This window comes from Archangium sp. Cb G35 (genome assembly GCF_001896145.1).
GTDB classification, from domain to species: domain Bacteria; phylum Myxococcota; class Myxococcia; order Myxococcales; family Myxococcaceae; genus Archangium; species Archangium violaceum.
The window spans coordinates 24,898-46,758 of the sequence record NZ_MPOI01000002.1; the positions used below are offsets into that span (position 1 = coordinate 24,898).

The window sequence follows — 21,861 nt, forward strand, 5'->3', positions numbered from 1 at the left end:
GCCCTATTCGGAATCCCCCACCGCCGCGGGAGTGGCCAGCAGCAGGGGCAGGGCCTTGCCCGCGGCGTCCGTACCCGAGAGCATCACCGTGCCATCCTCCGCGATGCCCAGGGGCGCGTAGCGGCGCGAGCAGTCGCCCTCGCAGCGCTCCGCGATGCGGTGCAGCCGCACGTCTCCCGTCCGCAGGCCCTGCCCATCATGCGGGCGGGACACGAGCCACACCCCATCCGTCTCCACCGCGATGCCCAGCAGGGCGAAGCGATCGGGCCCCGTGGGAACGATGCCCATGGGCGTCCAGGAGAGCGGAAGCCCCGCGTCCGACGGAAGCGGCCCGGTGAACTCGTCCGGGACGCTCGCGACGTCGTTGCGGCCTGGCCGCCAGCGCAGGTACTGCGTGTCCCAGGTCCAGATGGGATAGTCCGCGTCCTTCTGTTCGCGCAGGACGATGCGGCTCGAGCCCATGTGCAGCCCGCTGGACAGGTTCACCACCATGTCGGGCACATCGCGCTCCGCCAGACCGCCGAAATCCGTCGTGTCCCGCCACTGCTCTCCCGTCCAGACGAACAGCTGCGTCACATCACCGTGGGGCCGCTTGAAGAAGGTGTGCAGGGACGTGGGCCCGCCCACGGCCAGGAAGCGGACGAAGCGCGAACCATCGAGCGGCATCGTCAGCGGGACGAAGGACTCCCCTTTCAGCGCGTACACCCTGGGCGCGCCAGTCTGGTAGTGCGCCGCGGCGAACACGGCCCCCTTCCAGGCGACGAGCTCGATGCGCTCGAGGGCATCACCCTCCGTGCCCGCAAAGATGTCCGCGCTCCTGTCGACGCCGCTCCCGTCCAGCCCGAAGCGCATCAACACGGGACCGCCGTGCGTGCCGGAGCGGCCCGCCACCCAGACCTGCTCCTTGCCCGCGGCCGCCAGCGCGTACGCCTCCGCGCCGCCCTGGCTGATGGACTCGGGCAGGGGCAGCTTCTTCACCTTCGCGCCGTCGAAGTGCCACAGCTCGTAACGGGCCTCGCCCGGTGCTCCAGCCCGGGACTGATGCACGCCCCAGAGGTCCTCCTGGCTGGTGCCCGCCAGGTACTTGCCCGCGGCCGTCCACCGCGCCTCCAGCAGCTCCGCCTCCAGCGTGCGAACCCCTCCCCCACCGCAGCCCACCAGCAGCATCACGACCCACGGCAGGAAACCGGCTCGCATCGAAGACATGTCTGACATGGAGGGAAGCCTACTCCAGGGCCACCGGTGCGATTCCTGGGATGGCGGCCGGGCCGGACCCTCTTTCAAGGTAGAGCCCGAATTCCTCGGGTCCACAGCCTCGAAGGTCCCATGAACTCCAGAGTCGCGATGTCGATGATGGCCTCCCTCGCCCTGTTCGGATGTGGGAGCGGCGAAGTACGGGAAGCATCGGAGCCGGACGCACCGGGCACGCTCTCGCAGGAGGTGGCGGTGAACACCAATGCGGGCTTCCTGGTGGTCTACAACGTGAACTACGAGAACCTGCCGACCGCCAGCGACCAGTGCGCGGGGGACTGGCAGGACCTCATCTATTACATGAAGACCCAGGCGTACTCGCCGGATGCCTTCATCGTCCACCAGATGAGCGGCGCCGCGCAGGCCGCCGAGCTGGCGAAGTACATGCAGGACAACCTGCCCGGCCTGTATGACTACGTCATCGCCGAGGCGAACCCGGAGGCCATGAACAGCCCGTGCGGCCCGGCGAAGGACTACCAGACGAACGCGATCATCTATCGCACGGGCCGGCTGCAGCCCATCGCGGGGACCAAGGCGACGTGGCAGGTGTACAAGGGCGCGAACGGCTCATGCGTGCCCAACCACCAGGCGCGCACCATCAGCGTGCGGATGGCCTTCACGGACCTGATCACCAACAAGAAGGTCGTCCTCGGCTCGTCCCACTGGCCCACCGCGCAAGAGGGCCCGAGCTCGGACAGCGGGTGTGCCGAGAGGAACATCGAGCTCACGAACACGAAGATGCGGGAGATCAGCGGCGCCAACCTGCTCATCTGGGGCGTCGACTCCAACGAGGGCGACTACGCCAACGGTGGCTACAAGGACTGGTACAAGCAGGCGAACTCCCAGGTTCCCAGCACCACCGACTACAGCTGGAATGATCCGGTCTTCGAGGCCTGCGCGGGGGGCCGTGGCTGCCTCGAGGACAACTGGACGGGTGGAGCGGGCGGCCGCATCGACTACCTCTTCTTCAACGCGGCGGCGACCTCGTCGCACGGCAAGACGATCACCTACAACGAAGGGGACGCCGCCGACCTGCAGTTCACCGGCTCGGACCGGGAGGACCTGAACTACTCCGGCCACCGCGCCATCAGCGCGCGGATCCACTACTGACGGCCGTAGGATGGGCGCGTCTACTGGGCGCGCTCATCCAGCACGTCGGAGAGTGTGGTGGCGTTCAGGGCCCGGTCGAACCAGCGGTCCAGGGTGGCCATGTCCGTGCAGGTGAGGATGCGCTGGCGGGCCTCCTCATCAACGGGGACGCCGCGCGCGGTGAGGATTCGCAGGATGCCTACGCTCAACCCGTGCTGCAACCCCTCCTCCCGGCCCTCTTCCCGGCCCTCCTGCCGACCCCTGACCCGACCCTTTTCCAGCATTTCCTCGGCCCAGGTTCCCATCAGTTCCTCCGCCCGCTGCTCATCCAGCACCGAATGTAACACCTGCCTCGCCGCTGCGTAGACAGCAGCATCCTTCCCCACCCACAGCAGGTAACGGATGACCACCACCAGATGCTCGGCGCCCTCGGGAGCCGCCTGCACCTGCGCGAAGAGCGCCACCCAATCCGGCAGCATCCGGGCCAGTTCCCCGGCACGTCCGTAGCGCACGACATGCGCTGGCAGTACGGCGCGCAATTCAGCGGCGGCCCGCTCGGGATGGCCGAAGGTGTAGCGAGCGAAGAGATCATGCGGTCCAGACATGGCCAGCCGCGCTCAAGCATGCGGCGGGCCAGGGACGCACCACCTCCAGCGGGGTATCTTCCAGAGGCTTTACGAATCCTCTGACACCGTTTGCGGGACACCTTCTGCGGCCATGCGCCTTGCCTCCGTGCGGAATCGCGGTAGAGGCGAGTGCATGTCTACTCAGCCAACATTCCGTGTTGTGGGGCGGGTCTCCATCCAGCCCCCCGCGGAGATCAAGCAGAAGGGCGTCGTGATGGAGGGCGAGCTCACGCTTCCCTTCGCGCCCTTCCCGGGGCTCGTTCTTCAAGGAAGGGAGAGTGGCATCCACGGAGGCCTCTGGACGCTTCAGGTCGAGCGGGTCGTGTGGGAGGTGGAGCAGGGCCGGTTCACGGTCGACTGCCAGGAGCTCATCGCCCGGAACGGCACCTGGGGCTTCGACGTCGACGCCATGGACCTCGTCCGCTCCAACGGAGCGTTCCTGGGCTACGTCCTCGATGGCATGGTCAGACGGCTGGAGGGAGCAGGCTTGCGCAAGGTGCGATGAGGGCCAGGAGCCTCAGCTCGCGGCGGCGAAACCGCCGTGGAACGTGACGGGGATGGGATGGTCGAAGTGCACGGTCGCCACCGGACCGTCCTCCAGGTGCTGCCCGTCCAGGACGGCGACATAGGAGTGGTCGCCCTTCGTGTCGTAGATGAGATCGAGCACGAAGGCATCGTCCTCCGCCTCGCCGCGAGGCACGAGCACGGGCTCGCTCGGCACATGTCCGGCCGGCACGGCCCACTCCGCACCCTTCCCGCCGTCGAGCGCGATGCGCGTAATCCCCGGGTGCTTCAGGCCCCCGCTCCGGCGCTCGGTCTGCGCGAACAGCGTGCCATAACGCCCCCCGTGCACCCGCGGGTGCAGCTGCGGGAACTCGCAGGGGACATCGAAGAGCTTCGTCTCACGCGCCTTCCCCGTCTTCAGGTCCAGGTGCAGGCGCGTCAGCAGCGGGGGCGCTCCCGTCTCCTCGACCTCGCCGATGTCCTCGAGCGAGAACTCCGGGTAGCGGCACAGATCGACGCACGGACCGCCCTCGTCCTCGAAGGCATTCGCGAAGTGCCAGGTCCAGAAGGCATCGAGCTCGAAGGTCCGTGGCGCCTGGACGTCGTCCAGCGGGACGACGATGAGCCGTGCTCCGAGCTCGGGCTTCCACTGGAAGAGCTTCTTGAAGTCCGAGAGACCCAGCATCGCGCGCAGGAGGTTGAGCTTCACCGGGCCCAGGAAGAGGATGAGGTTCCGCTCGGTCGCCATGAAGTCGTGCACCATGCTGTGCCAGGGCGCTTCCACCGTACCGAGCTTCGAGGGCGCTCCCGCATCCGGCAACGCGTAGAGGTCGATGAGCATCTTCTGGCCGTACCGCACGCCGAAGTTGAAGGTCGTCCGCAGCGAGGCGACGCGGTGCGGGTGCGCGGAGAAGGCGCCCGACACCACGCCCAGGTCCGTGGCCTCGAGCGTGTCCAACGTGTCCGGGTTCATCTCCTGCAACAGTCCGCCCTCCATCAGCGCGAAGAGCCGGTCCTGCCACACGAAGGTCGAGGTGTTCCCCGTCGTCTTCGCCGTGCCGCTGCGCGCGGCGCGCATGCGATCCAGCCACGAGGCCGCCGAGTTGAAGAGGAACCGCCCCGCCGCCTCCTCCGCGCGATAGCCCGCGCTCTCGACGATGCGGCACGCCCCCTGCGCGCCACGGCCATCGAAGCGCACCGCGGTGACCGCTCCATCCGCCTCGAACGCGTGCGAGAGGCTCGCCCCAAAGCGCTCGAAGAGGCCCGGCCCGGCCCGGAAGAGCGTGCCCCGGAGCGGCTCCGGAAGCCGTCCCTCGACCCGCAGCGGCTCGAAGCCATGGGGCCGCACGAGGGACCGCAACAGGGGACTCACGGCGTTCTGGCTGCCCATCGACTGCTCCTCGGAAAGGTGGACCCGCGACTGGATTGAAAGTAAGTGAGTCTTACTTACTTTGCAACGACCATCGTTTCCAGTCCAATCCGGTGACCGAATGACCCGAAAGACGCCCACGCGCCCCTACCACCATGGGGACCTCAAGCGCGCCCTGCTGGAGGCGAGCATCGAGCTCATCCGCGAGGAAGGCGTGGACGCGCTCACCGTGGCCGAGGTGGGCCGCCGCGTCGGCGTGTCCTCCGCCGCTCCCTACAAGCACTTCGCGGACCGCCAGGCCCTGTTGCGCGCGCTCGCCGAGGAGGGCAACCGGCAGTTGAGCGAGGCGCTCGTCGCGGCGGCACAGGGGAGCACCGACCCGCTGGAGGCATTCCGGCTCTCGGGCGTGGCCTACATCCGCTGGGCGGCGGAGAACCCGGCCCTCTACCGCATCGCGTCGGATCCCACGTACATCGACTACACGTCGACGGAGCACGAGGTCGATGCCCCCGAGGCCCTCAAGGGCTCCATGGAGACGTTCTGGCCGGAGCTGGGGGCCCTGGTGCGCTCGGGCGCGGCCATCCCCGGCTCCCATCCGCTGGTGCAGCAACTGCGGGGCCGCGCCCTGGCGCAAGGCGTGGCCAGCCTCTTCGTCAGCGGCGTCTTCGCCTCGCTCGGCATCACCACCTCGGACGCGGAGCGGATTGCGCGGGCGGTGACGGGAGAGGACGTCCCGGCCACGGCGCGCCGGAGCCATCCCGCGCGTGCCCGCTGACACCTCGACGTGACGTCCGTGTTGTACAGGGTCCGGACACCTTCCGCGCGGGAGCACACGATGAAGAGCCGTACCAAGGTGGCACTGGAGCGACATGAGCTCGAGCCACTCGTCCGGGACGTCCTCGGAACGAAGCACTCCGTGCGCCGCGTCGAGGAGCTCACGGAGGGCATGTTCAACGCCGCGTACGCGCTGGAGCTCGAGGACGGCGCGTCCGTCGTGCTGAAGGTGGCCCCTCCCCCGGAGCTCCCGCTGCTCACGTACGAGCGGAATCTCATGCGCACGGAGGTCGAGTTCTACGAGCACGCCGCCCGGGAGAAGGTCTGTCCCGTGCCGCGCGTGCTGGCCCACGACTTCTCGCGCGAGCGCATCGGCCGGGACTTCTTCTTCATGGAGCGGCTGCGTGGCACCCCGCTGACCACGGCGAAGAAGCGGCTGTCCAAAGCGGACCAGGCGCGCATCCAGACCGAGCTCGGTGAGCTCGTTGGCCGGCTGCGGTCCCTCCGGGGACGTTTCTTCGGCTACCTCCAGCCGGACACCGGCCTCCAGGCGGGCACCTGGCGCGAGGCGTTCCTCGCCATGGCCGCCGCGCTCCTCCAGGACGCCGAGCGCTTCGCGGTGAAGCTGCCCCTGCCGGCCCGGGAGATCCTCGCGCTGTTCCAGGCCGGCGCGACAGTGCTCGAGCAAGTCACTGAGCCGGTGCTCACGCACTTCGACCTCTGGGAGGGCAACGTCTTCGTGCACACGGTGGACGGGTCCGCGCGCATCGAGGCCTTCATCGACGGGGAGCGCGCCTTCTGGGGAGACCCGCTGGCGGAGTTCGCGTCCACGGCCCTCTTCCGCGACCCGGAGCACGAGACGGACTTCCTGCGCGGCTATCAGTCGGCCACGGGCACGCCGCTCGTCTTCACGCGGGAGGTGCGCCACCGGCTCAACCTCTACCGCGCCTACCTGTATCTGATCATGGTGCTCGAAGGAGCACCCCGGGGGTACTCGGGCTTGAAGGCCCTGCTCATCCGTCTGTACTGCCGGATGAAGCTCCGCGAGGAGCTCGAGTTGCTGGCCTCACGCTGAGTCCGAATCACGAGCCCGGGGCACCTCGTGGTGCCGGACTCAAGTCGCCGCGGGGTGGCAGGAGACCGCCAGCGGCAACCCGAGCGCGGTGAGCTCCGCCAGCTCCTCGGGGGCGAGCACGAAGTCGCACTGCCGCTCGTAGGCGACGACCAGGTAGAGCGAGACCTCCGAGGCACCCAGGCTCCGCAGCTCCGGCAGCCGTGCCTTCAACGCGCGCAGGGGCTCCAGGGCGGAGGCGCCCGGCTCCAGGTCCTCGTCGAGCAGCACCAGCATGGCGCTCCCGTACGGCAGGGCCTTTCCCTCGTAGCGTCCCGAGGGAGCCACCTCACCGGGCTCGTTCGCGTCCACCAGCAACAACCCCGTGCGCTCCTGGGCGAGCGATGGAGAGAAGGCATCTCCCTGGAGGAGACAGTAGAGGAAACGCCGTGCCGGGAGCGGCTGGCTCATGCGGTCCATCTCACTCCACGTCCACCCGGAGCGCCAGACGCCGGGCCCGCCCCGTGCGCGAGTGGGAGCGCGAACGCCGGGACGCGGGCTGCCGGGAACGGCTCCCACCGGAGGACGGCTTCGCCACCGGTTGCCGCTCCTCCCCACACTCGGGGCCGAGCAGCTCATCCACCGAGCTCTCCAGCACACGGTACATGCGCCGCAGCGTCGAGGCGCTCGGCACGATGCTCGAGCTCTCGCGCTCGAAACGGCCGTAGGCGTGCTCGGGCATGCCGATGCGCTGGGCCATGTCCGCCTGCGAGAGCTCCACCAACTGCCTCACGGTGCGGAGGGTGTTCCGAAGGGGTTCGGCCAATCGTTTGCGGACCTCGGGAGGCACATGACCTGGCATGGTGGCCACAACCCTATCTACCAGCGACGTCAAGTCAACCCCATATCCTATTTTGGCGGTCACTTGTTTCATTCCCGCCGCCTCAAGTAGGGTCCCGCGCGTTGTCGGTTGCGAGACGAAGCCACGCCCCCTGGCGTCCGGAACCATGCGCCTGCCCCGGAGGGCTCCTGCGTGACGGTGGCGCGCGTGCTCCGCTCCGGGCGCGGCGGGTTCCTCGGGCCCGCCACTCACCGGGGGAAACGCACCATGCCCCATGCCCGACGTCCGCAGCCCGGGCCCGTCCGCCTCATGCACTGGGCCAACGTGCCGCTGCTCGCCATCCTGGCCATGAGCGGTCTGCAGATTCTCGCCGCCTACCCCATGATGGGCCCCCAGGGCGCGCCGTACAGCGTGTACCCCTTCCAGGGAACGCCTCCTCCCGGGTGGGCCCGGCTCGGCGAGTGGCTCGCGGGCGCGCGGCACTGGCACTTCGCCTTCGGCTGGTTCTTCGTCCTCAATGGCCTCGTCTACGTCGCCTGGCTGGTGGGCAGCGGCGAGTGGCGGCGGCGTCTCTTCCTCCCCCGCCGCGACGCGCGCGATGCGCTGCACACGGCCGCGTACTACCTCCGGCTGCGCAAGGAGGCCCCGCGGCAGGAGCCCTACAACGGCCTGCAGCGCTTCGCGTACACGGGCGTGCTGGTGCTGGCCCTCGTCGAGGTGCTCTCCGGGCTCGTCCTCTACAAGCCCGTGCAGCTGCACGCGCTCACCACCCTCTTCGGCGGCTATGATCCGGCGCGGCTGGTGCACCTCGGGGTGCTCGCGCTGCTGGCGCTCTTCACCGTGGGGCACGTGGTGATGGTGGCGCTCCACCCGCGCACGCTGGGCGAGATGGTGACGGGAGGCCGGCGCCATGAGTGACCCCCGCGGCGGACGGCTCCTCACCCGGCGCACGTGGCTGCTCGGCACGGCGGCGGTGGCCCTGGGCGCGTGCGACAGCAGCCGGCCCCGTCAGGGCTTCCTCGGAGCCATGGAACGCTTCAACCAACGCTTCCAGTCGGCGCTCTTCGACCCGGAGCGGCTCGCGCCCGAGGAGCCCGCGGAGGCCCTCACCCGGCCCAGCGCCTTCCCGCAGTACTTCATCTCGGACCGGGTGCCGCTGGCGCCGGCCGGCTGGGCGCTCCAGGTGGGCGGACTGGTGGCGCGGCCGGGCGTGCTCTCGCTGGATGACCTGCGGCTGATGCCGCGCACGGACTACCGCATCCGCCACCACTGCGTGGAGGGCTGGAGCGCGGTGGCCTCGTGGCACGGCGTGCGGGTGAGCGAGCTGGCGAAGCTGGTGGGCGCGGATCCTCGGGCCCGCTTCGTGGAGTTCCGCTCCTTCGACGCGGGCTATTACTCCTCCTGGGACGGGCCGAGCGCCTTCCACCCGCAGACGATCCTCGCCTACGGGATGAACGGAGTGCCGCTGCCTCCCGAGCACGGCGCGCCGCTGCGCCTCTATTCGGGGGTGAAGCTCGGATACAAGATGGTGAAGTACCTCACCGCGGTGAACTTCCTCCCAGAGCCCACGGGCGGGTACTGGGAGGATCGCGGCTACGAGTGGTTCGCCGGGGTGTGACGCACCGGCGAAAGACTCAAATCGCCTTCTTGCCGGACACCGGGGCGGGCCCACCCGAGGCCCGGTCCACCAGCAGCGCCCGCAGGGCCTCGTCACGCGAGCGGTAGACGTTCACCGCCGCGCCGTTGATGACGCCGCTGGTGCTGACGAACATCTTCGTCATCTCGTCGCCGCCGAAGCGGAAGGAGCGCAGGGTGTAGCGGGAGAGCACCTCGGAGCGCTCGCGCCCGAAGACGCGGCCCGCCGTGTACTTCACCACCAGCCCATCCAGGTTGATGAGCAGGTCCACCTTCGACGGGTACTTCGACAGGTGGCCCTCCACCTCGGTGCGCCAGCGCGCCACGTCCAGCGAGTTGTTGAGGATGCAGTCCTGGAACGTCGCCGTCACGACGTCATGCACCTCGTCGTAGTCGAAGGTCATCTTCCAGGCCATGGGAAGAGCCTCCTATGCGCGGCCCAGGCCGGCGAGGAAGGACGTGAGCAGCGCGGCCGTCTCGGCGGGCCGCTCCACCTGCGGGTAGTGCCCCGGCCCGGGCAGATACACCAGGCGCGCATTCTGGATGGGGCCCACCACCGCCTCGCGCAGGAAGGCCGGCGGAAGGAACGGATCATCCGTGGCCACCACCAGCGTGGGCGCGGTGATGGAGGCCAGCTTCGCCGCGAAGCCACCGCCCGTCCACGCATCGAAGCTGCCCTCGATGGAGCCCTTGGCGACCCCACCCGCGACATCCAGCAGCCGCTCCAGCGCCGCCGGCGACAGCTGCTTGCACGCCAGGCCGAGGATGATCTTCTGCTTCTCCCGGTCGTTGGCGGAGGTGCGGAACAGCCCGGCGGCGTCCGGCGGCAGCGGCAAGCCCGCGGCGGGCACCGTGTTGAGCAGCACCAAGCCGTCCACGCGCGAGGGCTCCTGCGCCGCCACCCACTGGGCCAGCTGGCCACCCATGCTGTGGCCCACCACCGTGAAACGCTTGAGCCCCGCGTGGTCCGCCACGGCCAGCACGTCGCGCGCGTGCTGCTCGAGCGTGTACCCGCCCGCGGGCGCCCCGGACTCACCCGAGCCCCTCAGGTCCGGAATCACCAGCCGCAGCCCCGTGGTGTCCATCATCTCCACGAGCTCGTTGAACACCGCACCCGACATCATCCACCCGTGGACGAGCAGCACGTTGCGCGGGCCGTCTCCGACGACGCGGTAGTGGATGGAGGTCTGATCGCTGGAAGCAACAGTGGGCATGGAAGGCTCTCCGTTCAAAGGGGGGTGTCCGCGGTGGGGGGCCCGCGGTGAAGGACAGCGAAAGGGCGCGGATGGTACGCCAACTCTCCGACGTGACTGTAGCCTGTCTACCCGGGTACGGGAAACCGCTGCGTCCCACGTCTCATGACACCGTGCGACATGCTGCGGTAGGCTGCACACCGGGGGAGAGGACGGATTCCGAGGGCTCCCGCCCCCGCCTGCACAGTCCGCGTCCGGGGCCGAGGCCCCGCCGGGAGCCCGGAGAATCCGAATGAGTCCACGACTGCTCGCCGCGGCGCTCGCGCTGCTGGCTCCCCTGGGGTGCGCCGAGATGTCGGCGATGACGATGGCCGCGAAGCCACTGTCCAAGCCCATCCCCTACCGCGTCGCCTATCAGCCCTACCCCAGCGGCATGCGGCTGGTGGTGCACGAGGACGCGCAGGCGCCCCGGGTGACGATGAACGTCTCCTACCGCGTGGGCGCCACGGACGAGCCCGCGGGCAAGGAGGGCCTGGCGCACCTGGTGGAGCACCTCACCTTCCTCGCCCGTCACGGCGGTGCACAGTCGCCCCGGGTGTGGAGCCGGCTGCTGGCCTCGGGAGCGCAGTTCAACGCCTTCACCACCCATGACTCGACGGACTACCAGTTCAGCGCCCCGCCGGAGCAGTTCGCGCGGCTGGTGACGCTGGAGGCGCAGCGGATGAGGGATCCACTGGCCGGGCTCACCGAGGAGGACTTCCGGGTGGAGCGCGACGTGGTGGTGGCGGAGCTGCGCGAGCGCCAGGAGACGAGCCCCCAGGGAGCCCAGTACGCGTGGGCCATCACGGAGCTGCTGCCCGGTCACCCCTACGGCCGCACCGTGGGAGGCACCCCGGAGTCCGTGCTGCGCCTCACGCTGGAGGACGCACGCGCCTTCGTGAAGCAGCACTACACGCCCGCGCACGCCGTGGTGGTGGTGTCCGGCCCGATGTCCTCGGCGGACGTGAAGTACGAGGTGGCGGACCGTTTCTCCGCCCTCACCGGCAACGGCACCACCACGCAGACGCCCTCCGTGCAGCGCACCCCGCCGTCCATGCCCGGGGAGCTGAAGCTGCCCGACAACCAGCGCATGCTCGTCAAGCGCGGCCCCGTGGAGCATCCCCGGCTGTGGATGATGTGGCCCATGCCCGGCCTCCACTCGGGCCAGATTCCCCAGCTGTACGCCACCGCGTCCTTGCTGCGCGCCTCCATGTCCTCGTACCTCTTCGAGGAGGAGCGCGTCGTGAGCTTCTCCGTCTTTCCCCAGGTGATGGACGGCATGGCGCTGCTGGTGGCCGTGGTGGACCTGAGGAAGCAGGAGGACGCCCAGGCGGTGGCGGAGCGGGTGCTGGATGGGCGCTCCGCGGGGCGCGGGCGCAACTGGAGCCTCCCCGGCGTACGCAACGCGCTGTTCACCGAGGCCTACCTGGAGCTGGAGCAGCTCCCCACCTCGGACATGGCCAGCTACCTGCGTGCCACCGGCAAGCCGGACTACATCGGCGGCTGGCAGCAGCAGCTGCGCGAGGGCCTCACCCAGCACAACTTCTCCAAGTACGACTGGGACTACTTCCAGCGCGAGCGCGTGCGGATGATGCTGGTGGTGCCGGAGGCGCCCGGTGCGGGACGCACCGTGGTGGGCCGGGGCTTCAGCGCCCTGGCGGGTGCCGAGGACTTCGGCCGGTGGGACGTGCCGCTGCCGGAGGGCACGCATGACGTGCGCCGGGTGGCGAGGCCTCCTGGCCTGGGCGCGGCGGGCGTCTTCCCGCTCTCCAATGGCATGGAAGTGGTGGCGCTGCGGCGTGGCAGCATGCCCGTGGTGGAGGCCCACCTGGTGCTGCACATCCCGGGCCTCCACCCCTCCTTGCTGCCCGACGTGGCCCTGCAGGCCTCGTGGGCTTCGATGGATGGCTCGCACCTCCACGCGGCCAACGTGGGGGCTCGCACCTCCCGCACCGTGCTCGACCATCAGGCGCGGGTGAGCGGCATCGCCGCCTCGGGCAACCTGGAGCACGTGCTGGATGACATGCGGCAATGGCTGCAAGACTCGGACGTGGACGCCCCCGTCTGGTGGCACTCCCAGGACGGCGTCATGCGCCAGATGGAGCGTGACCTGCAGCGGACGGACACGCGGGCGCGGCACGTGCTCGAAGCGAAGCTGTTCTCCGGCCATCCCTATGGGATCGCGCCCACGGTCGAGCAGGCCAAGGCCCTGACTCCGGCGCAGCTCTCCCAGTGGATCGACGCCGAGCTGCGCCCCGGCAACATGACGCTGTACCTCGTGGGAGACCTGCCCCCCGCCGAGGAGCTCCAGCGTCTGGCCGAGTCGATCCTCGGTGGCTGGCGCGGAGGCAAGGGCGTCTCGAAGGCGGAGCCCCGCCGGGAGCCGCCGCTGCCCGCGGCCCGGAGCGTGGTGCTGTTGGACCGGCCCGGTGCCACGCAGGCGGACATGCAGATTGGCCTGCGCTGGCCCCTGCTCGACGCCGGACAGGTGGCCACCGCGGACGTGCTCACCGAGCTCCTCGAGGAGCGCCTGTGGAACCAGCTGCGCGAGCGGTTGGGCCTCACCTACGGCGTCCAGGTGCAGCGCGACAGCCGCTCCCTGGCCACGGCCCTGCGCATCCACACCGCCGTGGACGCGAAGTCGGCGGCCGGCACGCTGGAGCAGCTGCTCGCCGAGCTGGGTTCCCTCGAGGACACCCCGCTCCCGCCGAAGCTGGTGGAGCGCGCCCGCTGGCAGGTGGCTCGCGGCTATGACCTGCGCTTCCGCACCAACGACTCCGTGGCCGCCCGCCTCATGGACCTCTCCCGCATGGGACGCTCGCTGGACTACTGGGAGAAGTACCCCGAGCACCTCGCCGCGGTGACGCCCGCCTCCATGCAGGCCCTGGTGCAGAAGCTCTCCCTGGGCCGCGAGGTGGTGGTCATCACCGGAGATGCCGCCTCGCTCAGGCCCCAGCTCGAGGCCGCCGGCTTCAAGGTGGAGGTGCACGCTCCAACCACCTCCGTGGCCCGCACACCTTGACGCGTCGCGGCAGGATTGCGGCTCCCGCGTCCCGCTCGTGCTCACCACCGGGCAGAACGCGGGGGCCGGGGTGAGTCGCTAACACCCCGGATTGACTCTCAGGAGCGGAAGGTGCTGGAAGGTAGGACAGACGGGTAGGCGCGGGCCCGCCTCCTCGGCATTCCCCCCATCGCCGCGCTGGGAGTCACTCCATGAAGTCTGTCATCGGAAGAAAGTTCCGTCCCTGGCGGGCGGCCCTGCTCACCGCGGGCCTCGCCACCACTCCCCTGCTGTCCTGCGGCCCGGCCACGGAGACCGACGTCCTCTCCGTCGAGGGGACCCCGGAGGCCGTGGGTGACACGCGGCAGGAGGCCATCTCCTGGACGCTCGGCGCCCAGTATGACGCGACGAAGAGCAACATCGCCTTCCGCGTCTACTCCTCGCGCGCTACCCGCATCGAGGTCTACATCTACAAGACGCCCAAGGGCGCCCAGGAAGTCGCCAAGTACGTCCTGACGAAGAACACGACCACCAACGTGTGGTCCACCACGGTCTCCGTGGCCACGCTGCAGAACACCTACGGCGTCACCGGCCCGGTGTACTACGGCTACCGCGCCTGGGGCCCCAACTGGACGTACAACTCCACGTGGACCAAGGGCTCCAGCGTGGGCTTCGTCTCCGACGTGGACGCGCAGGGCAACCGCTTCAACCCCAACAAGCTGCTGATGGACCCGTACGCGCTGGAGATCAGCCACGACCCCATCAACCCCAACAACACCGATGGCACCCTCTACGCCACGGGCGCCACGCACCGGCTCAAGGACAGCGGCGCCGCGGCGGCCAAGGGAGTCGTCCTGGCGCCGGACACCACCAGCTACGGCACCAAGCCCACGCGCGCCCTGAAGGATGACGTCATCTACGAGGTGCACGTGCGCGGCCTCACCCAGGGCGACTCGAGCATCACCTCGTGCCGCGGCACGTACGCAGGCGCGGCGCAGAAGGCCGCGTCGCTGGCGGCGCTCGGCGTCACCGCCGTCGAGTTCCTCCCATTGCAGGAGACGGACAACGACGCCAACGACGTCACCGCCAGCACCGCGGGCGACAACTACTGGGGGTACATGACCCTCAACTACTTCTCGCCGGACCGCCGCTACGCCTGCGACAAGTCCGCGGGCGGCCCCACGCGCGAGTTCAAGGCCATGGTGAAGGCCTTCCACGACCAGGGCATCAAGGTCTTCATCGACGTGGTCTACAACCACACCGGCGAGGGCGGCGCGTGGAGCTCCACGGACAAGACGACGTACAACGTCTTCACCTTCCGTGGCCTGGACAACCCCACGTACTACAGCCTCACCAGCGACTTCCAGAACAGCTGGGACAACACGGGCGTGGGTGGCAACTTCAACACCTTCAACCCGGTGGCGCAGGATCTCATCGTCCACTCGCTCAAGTACTGGAAGGACGAGCTGGGCGTGGACGGGTTCCGCTTCGACCTGGCGTCGGTGCTGGGCAACACGTGTCAGCATGGGTGTTTCAACTTCGACAAGACGAACAGCGGCACGGCGCTCAACCGCATCTGGCGTGACCTGGCGCCGCGAGCGGGCACGGGCGGCACGGGCGCGGACCTCATCGCCGAGCCGTGGGCCATTGGCGGCAACAGCTACCAGGTGGGCAACTTCCCCAGCGGCTGGTCCGAGTGGAACGGCATCTACCGCGACACCCTCCGCAAGGACCAGAACCAGATGGGCCTGGAGACGGTGACGCCGGGAGACCTGGCCACGCGCTTCGCGGGCTCCTCGAACCTGTACGGGGATGATGGCCGCAAGCCGTACAACTCCATCAACTTCATGGTCGCCCACGACGGCATGACGTTGAAGGACCTGTATGCCTGCAACAGCAAGAACAACAGCCAGCCGTGGCCCTACGGCCCGTCGGATGGTGGCGAGGACAACAACCACAGCTGGGACCAGGGTGGAGTGGCCGCCGACCAGCGCAAGGCGGCGCGCAACGGCTTCGCCTTCCTGATGCTGAGCGCCGGCACGCCCATGTTCAACGGCGGCGACGAGTTCCTGCGCACGCAGTACTGCAACAACAACGTGTACAACCTGGACTCGAGCGCCAACTGGCTCAACTACTCGCTGAGCACGGACCAGGCGAACTTCAAGACGTTCGCCCAGCGGCTGATCGCCTTCCGCAAGGCGCACCCGGCGCTGCGTCCGGCCAACTTCTTCAGCAGCGTGGACAACAACGGCAACGTGATGGAGCAGATGCGCTGGTTCCAGCCGAGCGGCGCCGTGGCGGACACGGCGTACATGGGCAACAGCGGCAACCACTCGCTGGCCTGGCGCATCGACGGCACCGAGCTGGGTGACTCGGCGAGCGCCATCTACGTGGCCTACAACGGCTGGAGCGGGGCGGTGAACTTCTCGCTGCCGTGGCCGGGCAATGGCAAGCAGTGGTACCGGGTGATGGACACCTGCCCCTGGGCCGAGGGCGCCAACCAGGTGAACAACCCCGGCTCCGAGGCGCTCATCGGTGGCGAGGGCTACAGCTACGGCGTGTGCGGCCGCGGCGTGCTGCTGCTGATCGCCAAGTAATCGTCCGCTGACGAAGTGGTTTCACGGGGCGCGGTGCCTTCCAGGGCCGCGCCCCGATGTATTTCCAGGCCTCAGGGCGCGTAGGTGTCGCGCAGGCGCTCGAGTAGCGTGCGCAGCTCGTCCACCCCCGGTTCATCACAGCCGGCGAGCTGCGCGCGGTAGCTCGCGCCTTCCAGTTCCAGAGTGAGCATGCTGCTCGAGTCGGTGACCCTGCCGCAGGGAGTCTTCCCGCGCCACAGCACCCCGAGCAGCTCGGCCCGGGTAGCGGCCTCGCGGACCTGCTGCAACTCCTCCGCGGGCAGGACGGTCTCGCGCACCACACCGCCCGGATCTCCGAACCGGTCCACGCGGAAGGTGCCGTCCGCCAGGACTTCATCCCACCCGTTGCAGTCCATCTCCTCCGTGCAGGGTCCGCCGCCGTACTCCCACTTCAGGTGCTCGAAGCTCTCGGGAGCGGCGGCACCACAGCTCACGAGGAGTCCCAGCACCGCACCACCGATGGAGAGACCGCACAGGCGACGAAGCAGCGAGCAGGAAGGGCGCATTCCGCGCCACCTTGCAGACTCCGAACCATGCGCAACTCCGCGAAACGGCATGGCGTCCGGCGGCGAATGCCCGGGTTTTCCGCGAACCCCACTCAGATTCCCGAGGGAAGCGCGGCGGACTCAGCCCCGTGCTACCGAGGCCACGAGGGCCTCCGGAGCAGCGGATGGGGACGCCTCGGCGCGGACCTCCGCCACGGGCAACGGGGCACTCGCGGAACGCAGGAGCGCGAGGGCGGGCTGCTCACGGCGCAACGCCACATACCCCTTCACCGCCACCTCCAGGCCCACGTCCCGCTTCGCCCGCTCGGACAGGAACCACTTGTGCTCCAGCACCTGGCAGTAGAGCTCGGCCTCGTCCGCCGCCGGCCCGAGCTCCCGCTCCAGCCTGATCAACGTTGGCCGGAAGCGCTCGTCGAGCCAACGGAACGCCGCCACGCTCAGGGGCACGCTCCGGTTCACCTCGCGGGTGAGTGTGGCCTTCAGCTCGCGGATTTCATTGAGCAGCAGCGCCGCCTGCCGCTCCTCGGCCACCAACCCCGTCAGGCCGTGGAGCTGGTGCCGGTGGTACTCGCGGTCCGTCACGATGGTCCGCATCCGCAGCTGGCTGCCGTCGCCGCTGGCCACCAGGTCCACCTCGCCCACCGAGAAGCCCAGCTCGTTGAGCGCGCGAATCCGCTCGTGGATGCGGTAGCTCTCCCCCGGGGTGATGGAGATCTCCTTGTTGATCTCCACCCACAGCCGCTCGTAGCGCTGGCGGATGCTCGGGGCCGTCTCGTAGACGTCGAGCGTCGTGGGCAGCTCCACCATGGCCGCCAGGTCCGCGAGCCCGCCGGTGACGTTCTCCTCCATGATGAGCAGATCCAACTCACGCTGGCCGCCGGAGAGCTTGGGGTGCAGCTCCGAGGTCTCCGCGTCCACGGCGTACGCCTGGAGCTCGCCCGCGTCGCGGCGGAAGAGGACGTTGGACAGGGAGCAGTCGCCCCAGAAGAAACCACCGAGGTGCAGCCGCACGAGCAGGCTGGCCATGGCGTCCAGCAGGCGCTCGCGGTAGCGCTCCAGGCCCTTGTTCATGAAGAGGACGCGGTAGGGCAGCGACGAGGGCAGGTATTGCGTGAGGAGGACGGCCATCTCGTCACCGGGCTCGCCGGGGACACGCACCCGGGCGAGTCCCACCACCGTCACCGCCGGCAGGTGGCGCTCCTCGAGCCCGCGCAGCACGTCGTATTCGCGCTGGCCCACGGACACGGGCATTTCCTTGAGCGCGTAGATGTGAGCGCCGTAGCTGACGAAGACGACGGTGTGCCGGGAGAGGCCGCGGGGGACCTCGACGAGCCGGGAGCACACCTCCGGGCGCCACTCCTCCAGGGGCAGGTGCCACGGCAGATCCAGGAAGTCCGGGTGGCCCTGGTGCAGGTGCAGCGCGTTGAGCCCACGAGGTGGCGCCATGAAAGGCATCCTATCAGCAATGGAACGCGCCTCCCGATGACGCTAACTTCATGAACCGAATCCTATGAGGGCCGTGAATTTGAGCTGCGCAAGAACTCCATGAGCCGCTCCAGTTCCTCTACTGCTCGCTGGTGCTCCAGAATGTGCGGAAGGGCCAATGCGAGACGTTGCCTCAAACGACGAGCCTCGTCGTAACAATCTAGCGCCTCACCGAGCTTTCCCTGGGCGCTTAGCACATCGCCCAGCCATTTCAGTGACACGCTCAGGTCCCGCACTACCTCCGGCGTGTTCCCTACCTGTTCCCGCTGGCCACGCACCAACTCCAGACTCTCCCGGTACGCAGTTTCTGCATCCTCTAGCCGCCCCTGTGCCAACGCCATCCGCCCCACGTTCTCCAACGATACGCTCAGGTCCCGCACCACCTCCGGCGTATCTCCCAGCCGCCCCCGCTGACCCTGCCTCAATTCCAGGCTCTCCCGGTACGCAGTTTCTGCATCCTCTAGCCGCCCCTGCGCTTCGGACAACCGCCCCACGCCTTCCAGCGACACGCTCAAATCCCGCACAACCGCCGGTGTGTCCCCTACCCGTCCGCGTAGGCCTCGCATTATATCCAGGCTCTCCCGGTACGTCGCCTCCGCCTCATCCAACCGGCCCTGCGCCTCTGTCACCTCCGCTAAGTGTTCTAGCGAAACGCTCAGGGCCCGTAGCACTTCCGGTGTGTCCCCTACCCGCTCGAATTGGCCACGCATCAATTCCAAGGTCTCTCGGTACGCCGCCTCCGCCTCATTCAACCGGCCCCGAGCTAATGCCAGCAATCCCATGCTGTCCAACGACGCACTCAAAGAGCCCACTACCTCCGGCGTATCTCCCACCTGTACCCGATAGCGCCGACTCAACTCCAAGCTCTCCTGGTAGGCCACCTCCGCCTCATCCAGCCGCCCCTGCGCCTCGACCACACGCCCCACGTTGTCCAGCGACACACTCAAGTCCCGCACTACCTCCGGTGTGTCCCCCAACTGCATCTGTAGACCACGCCTCAAACTCAGGCACTCCCGAAACGCCGCTTCTGCCTCCTCTAATCGCCTCTTTGCCAACGCCACTCGCCCTACATTGTCCAGCGACACGCTCACGTCCCGGACCACATCCGGTGTGTTTCCCACACGCTCGCGCAGAGTTCGCATCAACTCCAGGCTCTCCCGGTACACTCCCTCAGCCTCCTCCAACTGCCCTTGAGCCAATTCTACTCGCCCTACGTCGTCCAGAGAGACGCTCAAGGCTCGTAGCACCTCCGGCGTGTCACCCACCTTCCTTCGTAGGCTCCGCATCAACTCCAAGCTCTCCCGAAACAAAGCCTCCGCATCAACGAGCCGCCCCTGCGCCAATGCCACTCGCCCTAAGTTATTTAGCGACGCACTCATACCCTCCACCACGTCCTGTGCGTCTCCCGTTTGCTCGCGCAAACCCCGTCTCAATTTCAGACTCTCCTGGTACGCAACCTCCGCATCCTTCAACCGTCCCTGAGTTAACGCCACCTGCCCCACGTTGTTCAGCGACACGCTCAGGTCACGCACCATCTCCGGAGTGTCCCCCGTTCGCTCCCGCTGGTTCTGCCTCAGTTCCAGACTCTCCTGGTACGCAGCCTCCGCCTCCTTCAACCGGCCCTGAGCCAACGCCACATGCCCAACTCCATCCAAGGCAATACTCAATAGTCGTGCAGCTGTTGGTTCGGCTTCAACCCGGCTTCGAGCGCGCACCAGCACCTCGTCCGCGATACGTTTCGCCATATCCTGGCGACCCAAACGTAAAGCAATGTCCAGAGCTTGTAACCCTGCGACGAGAATCGATGTCTCGCTGGAAGGCATACGCGCAAGCCGCCCCCATTCCATCAATCGGGCTTCATCCCCAATACTGGCAGCAGCCGGTGCATACGTGGAACGTGCGATATCAAATTCGTCCGTTGCATCTACTCCGCTCTCTCGCCCTCCTGACGACAGAAGACCAACCTCGTCCAGGTCCAGGCTGTAGCCACGAATCGCCCACAGATCAGGGGCCAGTTCCCTCAGACGGGGACGGTAGCCAGAGGGCAGTACGATTACGACCGGACGTCCGAGCCGACGCAGCCACTCCCGGTGCTCATTGACACGCGCTAGCAGATTATCACGTGCCCGCTCCCACTCCGGACCTCGGCCGAAGGCAAGATCTAGCCACAGAGGAGAACGCGCCTCAGCCAGCACGGACGAAGACTGACGGATTGGCTCCAGCACCTCCTCGACCAGCGTGGCGGGCTCTCGGGGAGAGAACTTCTCCAACGGCGCCGTGCGAAGCAGGCAGATGCGCTCTAGCCGCTCACGCAGGAGTTCCTGAAGAGCCAGATCAGACGTGAATAGGAAGACGAGGACGAAGCCCTTGGACCACTCGATGTGGTACCGCAGCGTCTGCCACTCCTCCTCTCCCTTTGCCGTCAGAGCGCGCGACGCCATCACGCGGCTCCACGCTTCAGTTCGTCCCACAGCAACGGGTGGACGTCATACCAATCGTCTCCATTGCGGTAATTGAGAACGAGGTGCGTATCGAGGAACCGGGCCAATTGCGGCAGGTGCTGAATCTCCTTCAAACCGGTCTGCTTGGTTTGATTGATGCGCTTCAACCACTCCTTGTCTGCCTCGGCCAACGGCAGCATGTCACGCCGCAGGTGGTTCTCGGCGTCATCGATCGTCATGTCCTGCAAGGGCAGTTTGCCCTGGGCGCCCATGGCTGCCTTGACGATGCAGCTCTGGGCGAGGCGGAAGAAATCCCGGAGGTCTCCCCCCGTGCTCAGCGCCATGCGCTGAAGCTGTTCCTGGGTAAAAACCTCCTGCCAATTCGGGCCGCGCTTCTCCATGATCATCTCCATGAAGCTCAGCCCCTGCGGCAGCTTGTCGCCGTCCCGTCCTCGAACCTTGATGCTGGCGAGACTGAAGACGGTGCCTCCTCCCAGCACGCGCCCCAGGCCCGGCACGAGAGGAACAAGGTAGGGGGGAATGGTGTACACCACATGCAGCAGGGGAAGTTGCAGGGCATCCGCGTGGCCGAAGAAGAGTTCCTCCACGCTCTTGTAGAGAGCATTCGCCTCCTCGCTCCCTTCCGCTCGGAGTTGCTCCACCGAGTCCACCAGCAGCACCACCTTCCGCTCCTCCTCCCCTGTCCGCTTGCGGATCTCTCCCACCACGTCCGCCGCGAAGTCATGAGCATGCTTCACCACTTGAGCCATGTGCCCGCGCAGCGCCTGCTGGAGCTTGCCCTTGAAACTCGGGTCCTCCTTCAGCGAGGCGCCAATGCCCAACTTGAGAGGCCCGAGCAATTTGAGAGGCCCGAGCGCCAGTTCCCCCTTCACCTCCTTGAGTTCCATCCTCTGGGCAATGAAGTCGAGGATGCGCTTCTTGAAAAGATCTTGGAGCAGGCTCTTGTCGAGTGCGTCCAACGTATCCGTGAGCGCGGCCATGATCGAGACGAGGAAGTCCGTGATCTCCACGGGCTTCGTCATGTTCATGTAGTCGCGCATGTCGAGCAGGACGACGTGACACCCCTCGGCCAACAGGTTCTTGCGCAGCCTTCTCAACTCCGTGCTCTTCCCGCTACCACGCTGCCCGGAGAGGAGGTGGACGCTGGAGGACTGGCTCCACACGATACGGGTCGCCATCTCCTCGATGGGGTCCGCGCCCGGATGCATCTGCTGCTGGAATGGCACGTAGAAGGCGTCCGTGGGCTCCAGGGCCTTGTCTTCCAGGTTCTGGAAGAACTTCATCAGCCGGGTCCTCGTCTCGGGAGTCAGTGACATGGTACGTGCCTCACCTGGCGCATCGACGTGTGGCGGAGCATGTACGCCGCTGTCCCATCCGACACAAGTGTCCATCCTCCTCC

The 21,861-nt window shown here is 67.9% G+C and carries 19 protein-coding genes; 8 read left to right on the plus strand and 11 right to left on the minus strand.

Annotated features, from left to right (window positions below; translation table 11 throughout):
- Positions 1–3 precede the first annotated feature (3 nt).
- A complete protein-coding gene (locus BO221_RS06565; protein WP_143195305.1) occupies positions 4–1,215 on the minus strand; it encodes a hypothetical protein in 1,212 nt (403 codons plus the stop codon).
- 111 nt (positions 1,216–1,326) lie between these two features.
- Here BO221_RS06565 and BO221_RS06570 point away from each other — a divergent pair, with 111 nt between their 5' ends.
- Positions 1,327–2,361 carry a hypothetical protein gene (locus tag BO221_RS06570; protein ID WP_143195306.1) on the plus strand — a complete coding sequence of 345 codons (1,035 nt, stop codon included), beginning with the start codon at positions 1,327–1,329 and terminating at the stop codon, positions 2,359–2,361.
- Between the two features lie 20 nt (positions 2,362–2,381).
- Here BO221_RS06570 and BO221_RS06575 read toward each other — a convergent pair whose 3' ends face one another.
- Positions 2,382–2,945, minus strand: coding sequence for a hypothetical protein (locus BO221_RS06575; RefSeq protein WP_083680796.1), 564 nt, complete (start codon positions 2,943–2,945; stop codon positions 2,382–2,384).
- Positions 2,946–3,099: 154 nt separating this feature from the next.
- On the opposite strand from BO221_RS06575, the gene BO221_RS06580 reads away from it, so the two are divergent.
- On the plus strand, positions 3,100–3,471 hold the full coding sequence (locus BO221_RS06580; protein ID WP_143195307.1) for a hypothetical protein: 372 nt from the start codon (positions 3,100–3,102) through the stop codon (positions 3,469–3,471).
- Between the two features lie 12 nt (positions 3,472–3,483).
- Here BO221_RS06580 and BO221_RS06585 read toward each other — a convergent pair whose 3' ends face one another.
- Complete coding sequence (locus BO221_RS06585) at positions 3,484–4,860, minus strand: carotenoid oxygenase family protein (protein ID WP_073559527.1); 1,377 nt, start codon at positions 4,858–4,860, stop codon at positions 3,484–3,486.
- Between the two features lie 100 nt (positions 4,861–4,960).
- Between BO221_RS06585 and BO221_RS06590 the strand changes: the two genes are divergently transcribed.
- Complete coding sequence (locus tag BO221_RS06590) at positions 4,961–5,614, plus strand: TetR/AcrR family transcriptional regulator (RefSeq protein WP_073559528.1); 654 nt, start codon at positions 4,961–4,963, stop codon at positions 5,612–5,614.
- Positions 5,615–5,674: 60 nt separating this feature from the next.
- The gene (locus tag BO221_RS06595; protein ID WP_073559529.1) at positions 5,675–6,688 is read left to right on the plus strand and encodes a phosphotransferase family protein; all 1,014 of its coding nucleotides are present in this window, start codon (positions 5,675–5,677) and stop codon (positions 6,686–6,688) included.
- A gap of 39 nt (positions 6,689–6,727) precedes the next feature.
- Here BO221_RS06595 and BO221_RS06600 read toward each other — a convergent pair whose 3' ends face one another.
- Positions 6,728–7,135: a hypothetical protein gene (locus BO221_RS06600; protein ID WP_143195308.1), complete on the minus strand. Its 408-nt coding sequence runs from the start codon at positions 7,133–7,135 to the stop codon at positions 6,728–6,730.
- A 10-nt stretch (positions 7,136–7,145) separates the two neighbouring features.
- The gene (locus BO221_RS54770; protein ID WP_052518400.1) at positions 7,146–7,490 is read right to left on the minus strand and encodes a helix-turn-helix transcriptional regulator; all 345 of its coding nucleotides are present in this window, start codon (positions 7,488–7,490) and stop codon (positions 7,146–7,148) included.
- A 282-nt stretch (positions 7,491–7,772) separates the two neighbouring features.
- Here BO221_RS54770 and BO221_RS06610 point away from each other — a divergent pair, with 282 nt between their 5' ends.
- Together BO221_RS06610 and BO221_RS06615 are read left to right on the plus strand one after the other, a co-directional pair.
- Positions 7,773–8,423, plus strand: coding sequence for a cytochrome b/b6 domain-containing protein (locus BO221_RS06610; RefSeq protein WP_073560230.1), 651 nt, complete (start codon positions 7,773–7,775; stop codon positions 8,421–8,423).
- A complete protein-coding gene (locus tag BO221_RS06615) occupies positions 8,416–9,123 on the plus strand; it encodes a molybdopterin-dependent oxidoreductase (protein WP_073559531.1) in 708 nt (235 codons plus the stop codon). The genes BO221_RS06610 and BO221_RS06615 overlap by 8 nt, the downstream gene beginning before the upstream one ends.
- A 16-nt stretch (positions 9,124–9,139) precedes the next feature.
- On the opposite strand, the gene BO221_RS06620 is transcribed toward BO221_RS06615, so the two are convergent.
- Together BO221_RS06620 and BO221_RS06625 are read right to left on the minus strand one after the other, a co-directional pair.
- The gene (locus BO221_RS06620) at positions 9,140–9,556 is read right to left on the minus strand and encodes a hypothetical protein (protein WP_073559532.1); all 417 of its coding nucleotides are present in this window, start codon (positions 9,554–9,556) and stop codon (positions 9,140–9,142) included.
- A gap of 12 nt (positions 9,557–9,568) precedes the next feature.
- On the minus strand, positions 9,569–10,354 hold the full coding sequence (locus BO221_RS06625; protein WP_073559533.1) for an alpha/beta fold hydrolase: 786 nt from the start codon (positions 10,352–10,354) through the stop codon (positions 9,569–9,571).
- Between the two features lie 271 nt (positions 10,355–10,625).
- Here BO221_RS06625 and BO221_RS06630 point away from each other — a divergent pair, with 271 nt between their 5' ends.
- Both BO221_RS06630 and BO221_RS06635 read left to right on the plus strand, forming a co-directional pair.
- Complete coding sequence (locus BO221_RS06630) at positions 10,626–13,394, plus strand: pitrilysin family protein (protein WP_073559534.1); 2,769 nt, start codon at positions 10,626–10,628, stop codon at positions 13,392–13,394.
- 191 nt (positions 13,395–13,585) lie between these two features.
- On the plus strand, positions 13,586–15,970 hold the full coding sequence (locus tag BO221_RS06635) for an isoamylase (RefSeq protein ID WP_073559535.1): 2,385 nt from the start codon (positions 13,586–13,588) through the stop codon (positions 15,968–15,970).
- 71 nt (positions 15,971–16,041) lie between these two features.
- On the opposite strand, the gene BO221_RS06640 is transcribed toward BO221_RS06635, so the two are convergent.
- From BO221_RS06640 to BO221_RS06655, 4 genes are all read right to left on the minus strand, one after another.
- A complete protein-coding gene (locus tag BO221_RS06640) occupies positions 16,042–16,515 on the minus strand; it encodes a hypothetical protein (protein WP_073559536.1) in 474 nt (157 codons plus the stop codon).
- Between the two features lie 120 nt (positions 16,516–16,635).
- Positions 16,636–17,961 (minus strand): DUF4032 domain-containing protein, encoded by a 1,326-nt coding sequence (locus tag BO221_RS06645; protein WP_073560231.1) that lies wholly within the window; start codon positions 17,959–17,961, stop codon positions 16,636–16,638.
- 62 nt (positions 17,962–18,023) lie between these two features.
- Positions 18,024–20,441, minus strand: coding sequence for a tetratricopeptide repeat protein (locus BO221_RS06650; RefSeq protein ID WP_083680798.1), 2,418 nt, complete (start codon positions 20,439–20,441; stop codon positions 18,024–18,026).
- Positions 20,441–21,778 carry an AAA family ATPase gene (locus BO221_RS06655; protein WP_158079794.1) on the minus strand — a complete coding sequence of 446 codons (1,338 nt, stop codon included), beginning with the start codon at positions 21,776–21,778 and terminating at the stop codon, positions 20,441–20,443. Before BO221_RS06655 ends, BO221_RS06650 begins: the two co-directional genes overlap by 1 nt.
- Positions 21,779–21,861 lie beyond the last annotated feature (83 nt).

Excerpts from the sequence above, each read along its gene's own strand:
- BO221_RS06575 (WP_083680796.1), bottom strand. The coding sequence starts at position 2,945 with ATGTCTGGACCGCATGATCTCTTCGCTCGCTACACCTTCGGCCATCCC.
- BO221_RS06595 (WP_073559529.1), top strand. The coding sequence starts at position 5,675 with ATGAAGAGCCGTACCAAGGTGGCACTGGAGCGACATGAGCTCGAGCCA.
- BO221_RS06580 (WP_143195307.1), top strand. The coding sequence starts at position 3,100 with ATGTCTACTCAGCCAACATTCCGTGTTGTGGGGCGGGTCTCCATCCAG.
- BO221_RS06640 (WP_073559536.1), bottom strand. The coding sequence starts at position 16,515 with ATGCGCCCTTCCTGCTCGCTGCTTCGTCGCCTGTGCGGTCTCTCCATC.
- BO221_RS06645 (WP_073560231.1), bottom strand. The coding sequence starts at position 17,961 with ATGGCGCCACCTCGTGGGCTCAACGCGCTGCACCTGCACCAGGGCCAC.
- BO221_RS06655 (WP_158079794.1), bottom strand. The coding sequence starts at position 21,778 with ATGTCACTGACTCCCGAGACGAGGACCCGGCTGATGAAGTTCTTCCAG.
- BO221_RS06625 (WP_073559533.1), bottom strand. The coding sequence starts at position 10,354 with ATGCCCACTGTTGCTTCCAGCGATCAGACCTCCATCCACTACCGCGTC.
- BO221_RS06585 (WP_073559527.1), bottom strand. The coding sequence starts at position 4,860 with ATGGGCAGCCAGAACGCCGTGAGTCCCCTGTTGCGGTCCCTCGTGCGG.
- BO221_RS06565 (WP_143195305.1), bottom strand. The coding sequence starts at position 1,215 with ATGTCAGACATGTCTTCGATGCGAGCCGGTTTCCTGCCGTGGGTCGTG.
- BO221_RS06590 (WP_073559528.1), top strand. The coding sequence starts at position 4,961 with ATGACCCGAAAGACGCCCACGCGCCCCTACCACCATGGGGACCTCAAG.
- BO221_RS06600 (WP_143195308.1), bottom strand. The coding sequence starts at position 7,135 with ATGAGCCAGCCGCTCCCGGCACGGCGTTTCCTCTACTGTCTCCTCCAG.
- BO221_RS06620 (WP_073559532.1), bottom strand. The coding sequence starts at position 9,556 with ATGGCCTGGAAGATGACCTTCGACTACGACGAGGTGCATGACGTCGTG.
- BO221_RS06615 (WP_073559531.1), top strand. The coding sequence starts at position 8,416 with ATGAGTGACCCCCGCGGCGGACGGCTCCTCACCCGGCGCACGTGGCTG.
- BO221_RS06635 (WP_073559535.1), top strand. The coding sequence starts at position 13,586 with ATGAAGTCTGTCATCGGAAGAAAGTTCCGTCCCTGGCGGGCGGCCCTG.
- BO221_RS06630 (WP_073559534.1), top strand. The coding sequence starts at position 10,626 with ATGAGTCCACGACTGCTCGCCGCGGCGCTCGCGCTGCTGGCTCCCCTG.
- BO221_RS06650 (WP_083680798.1), bottom strand. The coding sequence starts at position 20,441 with ATGGCGTCGCGCGCTCTGACGGCAAAGGGAGAGGAGGAGTGGCAGACG.
- BO221_RS06570 (WP_143195306.1), top strand. The coding sequence starts at position 1,327 with ATGAACTCCAGAGTCGCGATGTCGATGATGGCCTCCCTCGCCCTGTTC.
- BO221_RS06610 (WP_073560230.1), top strand. The coding sequence starts at position 7,773 with ATGCCCCATGCCCGACGTCCGCAGCCCGGGCCCGTCCGCCTCATGCAC.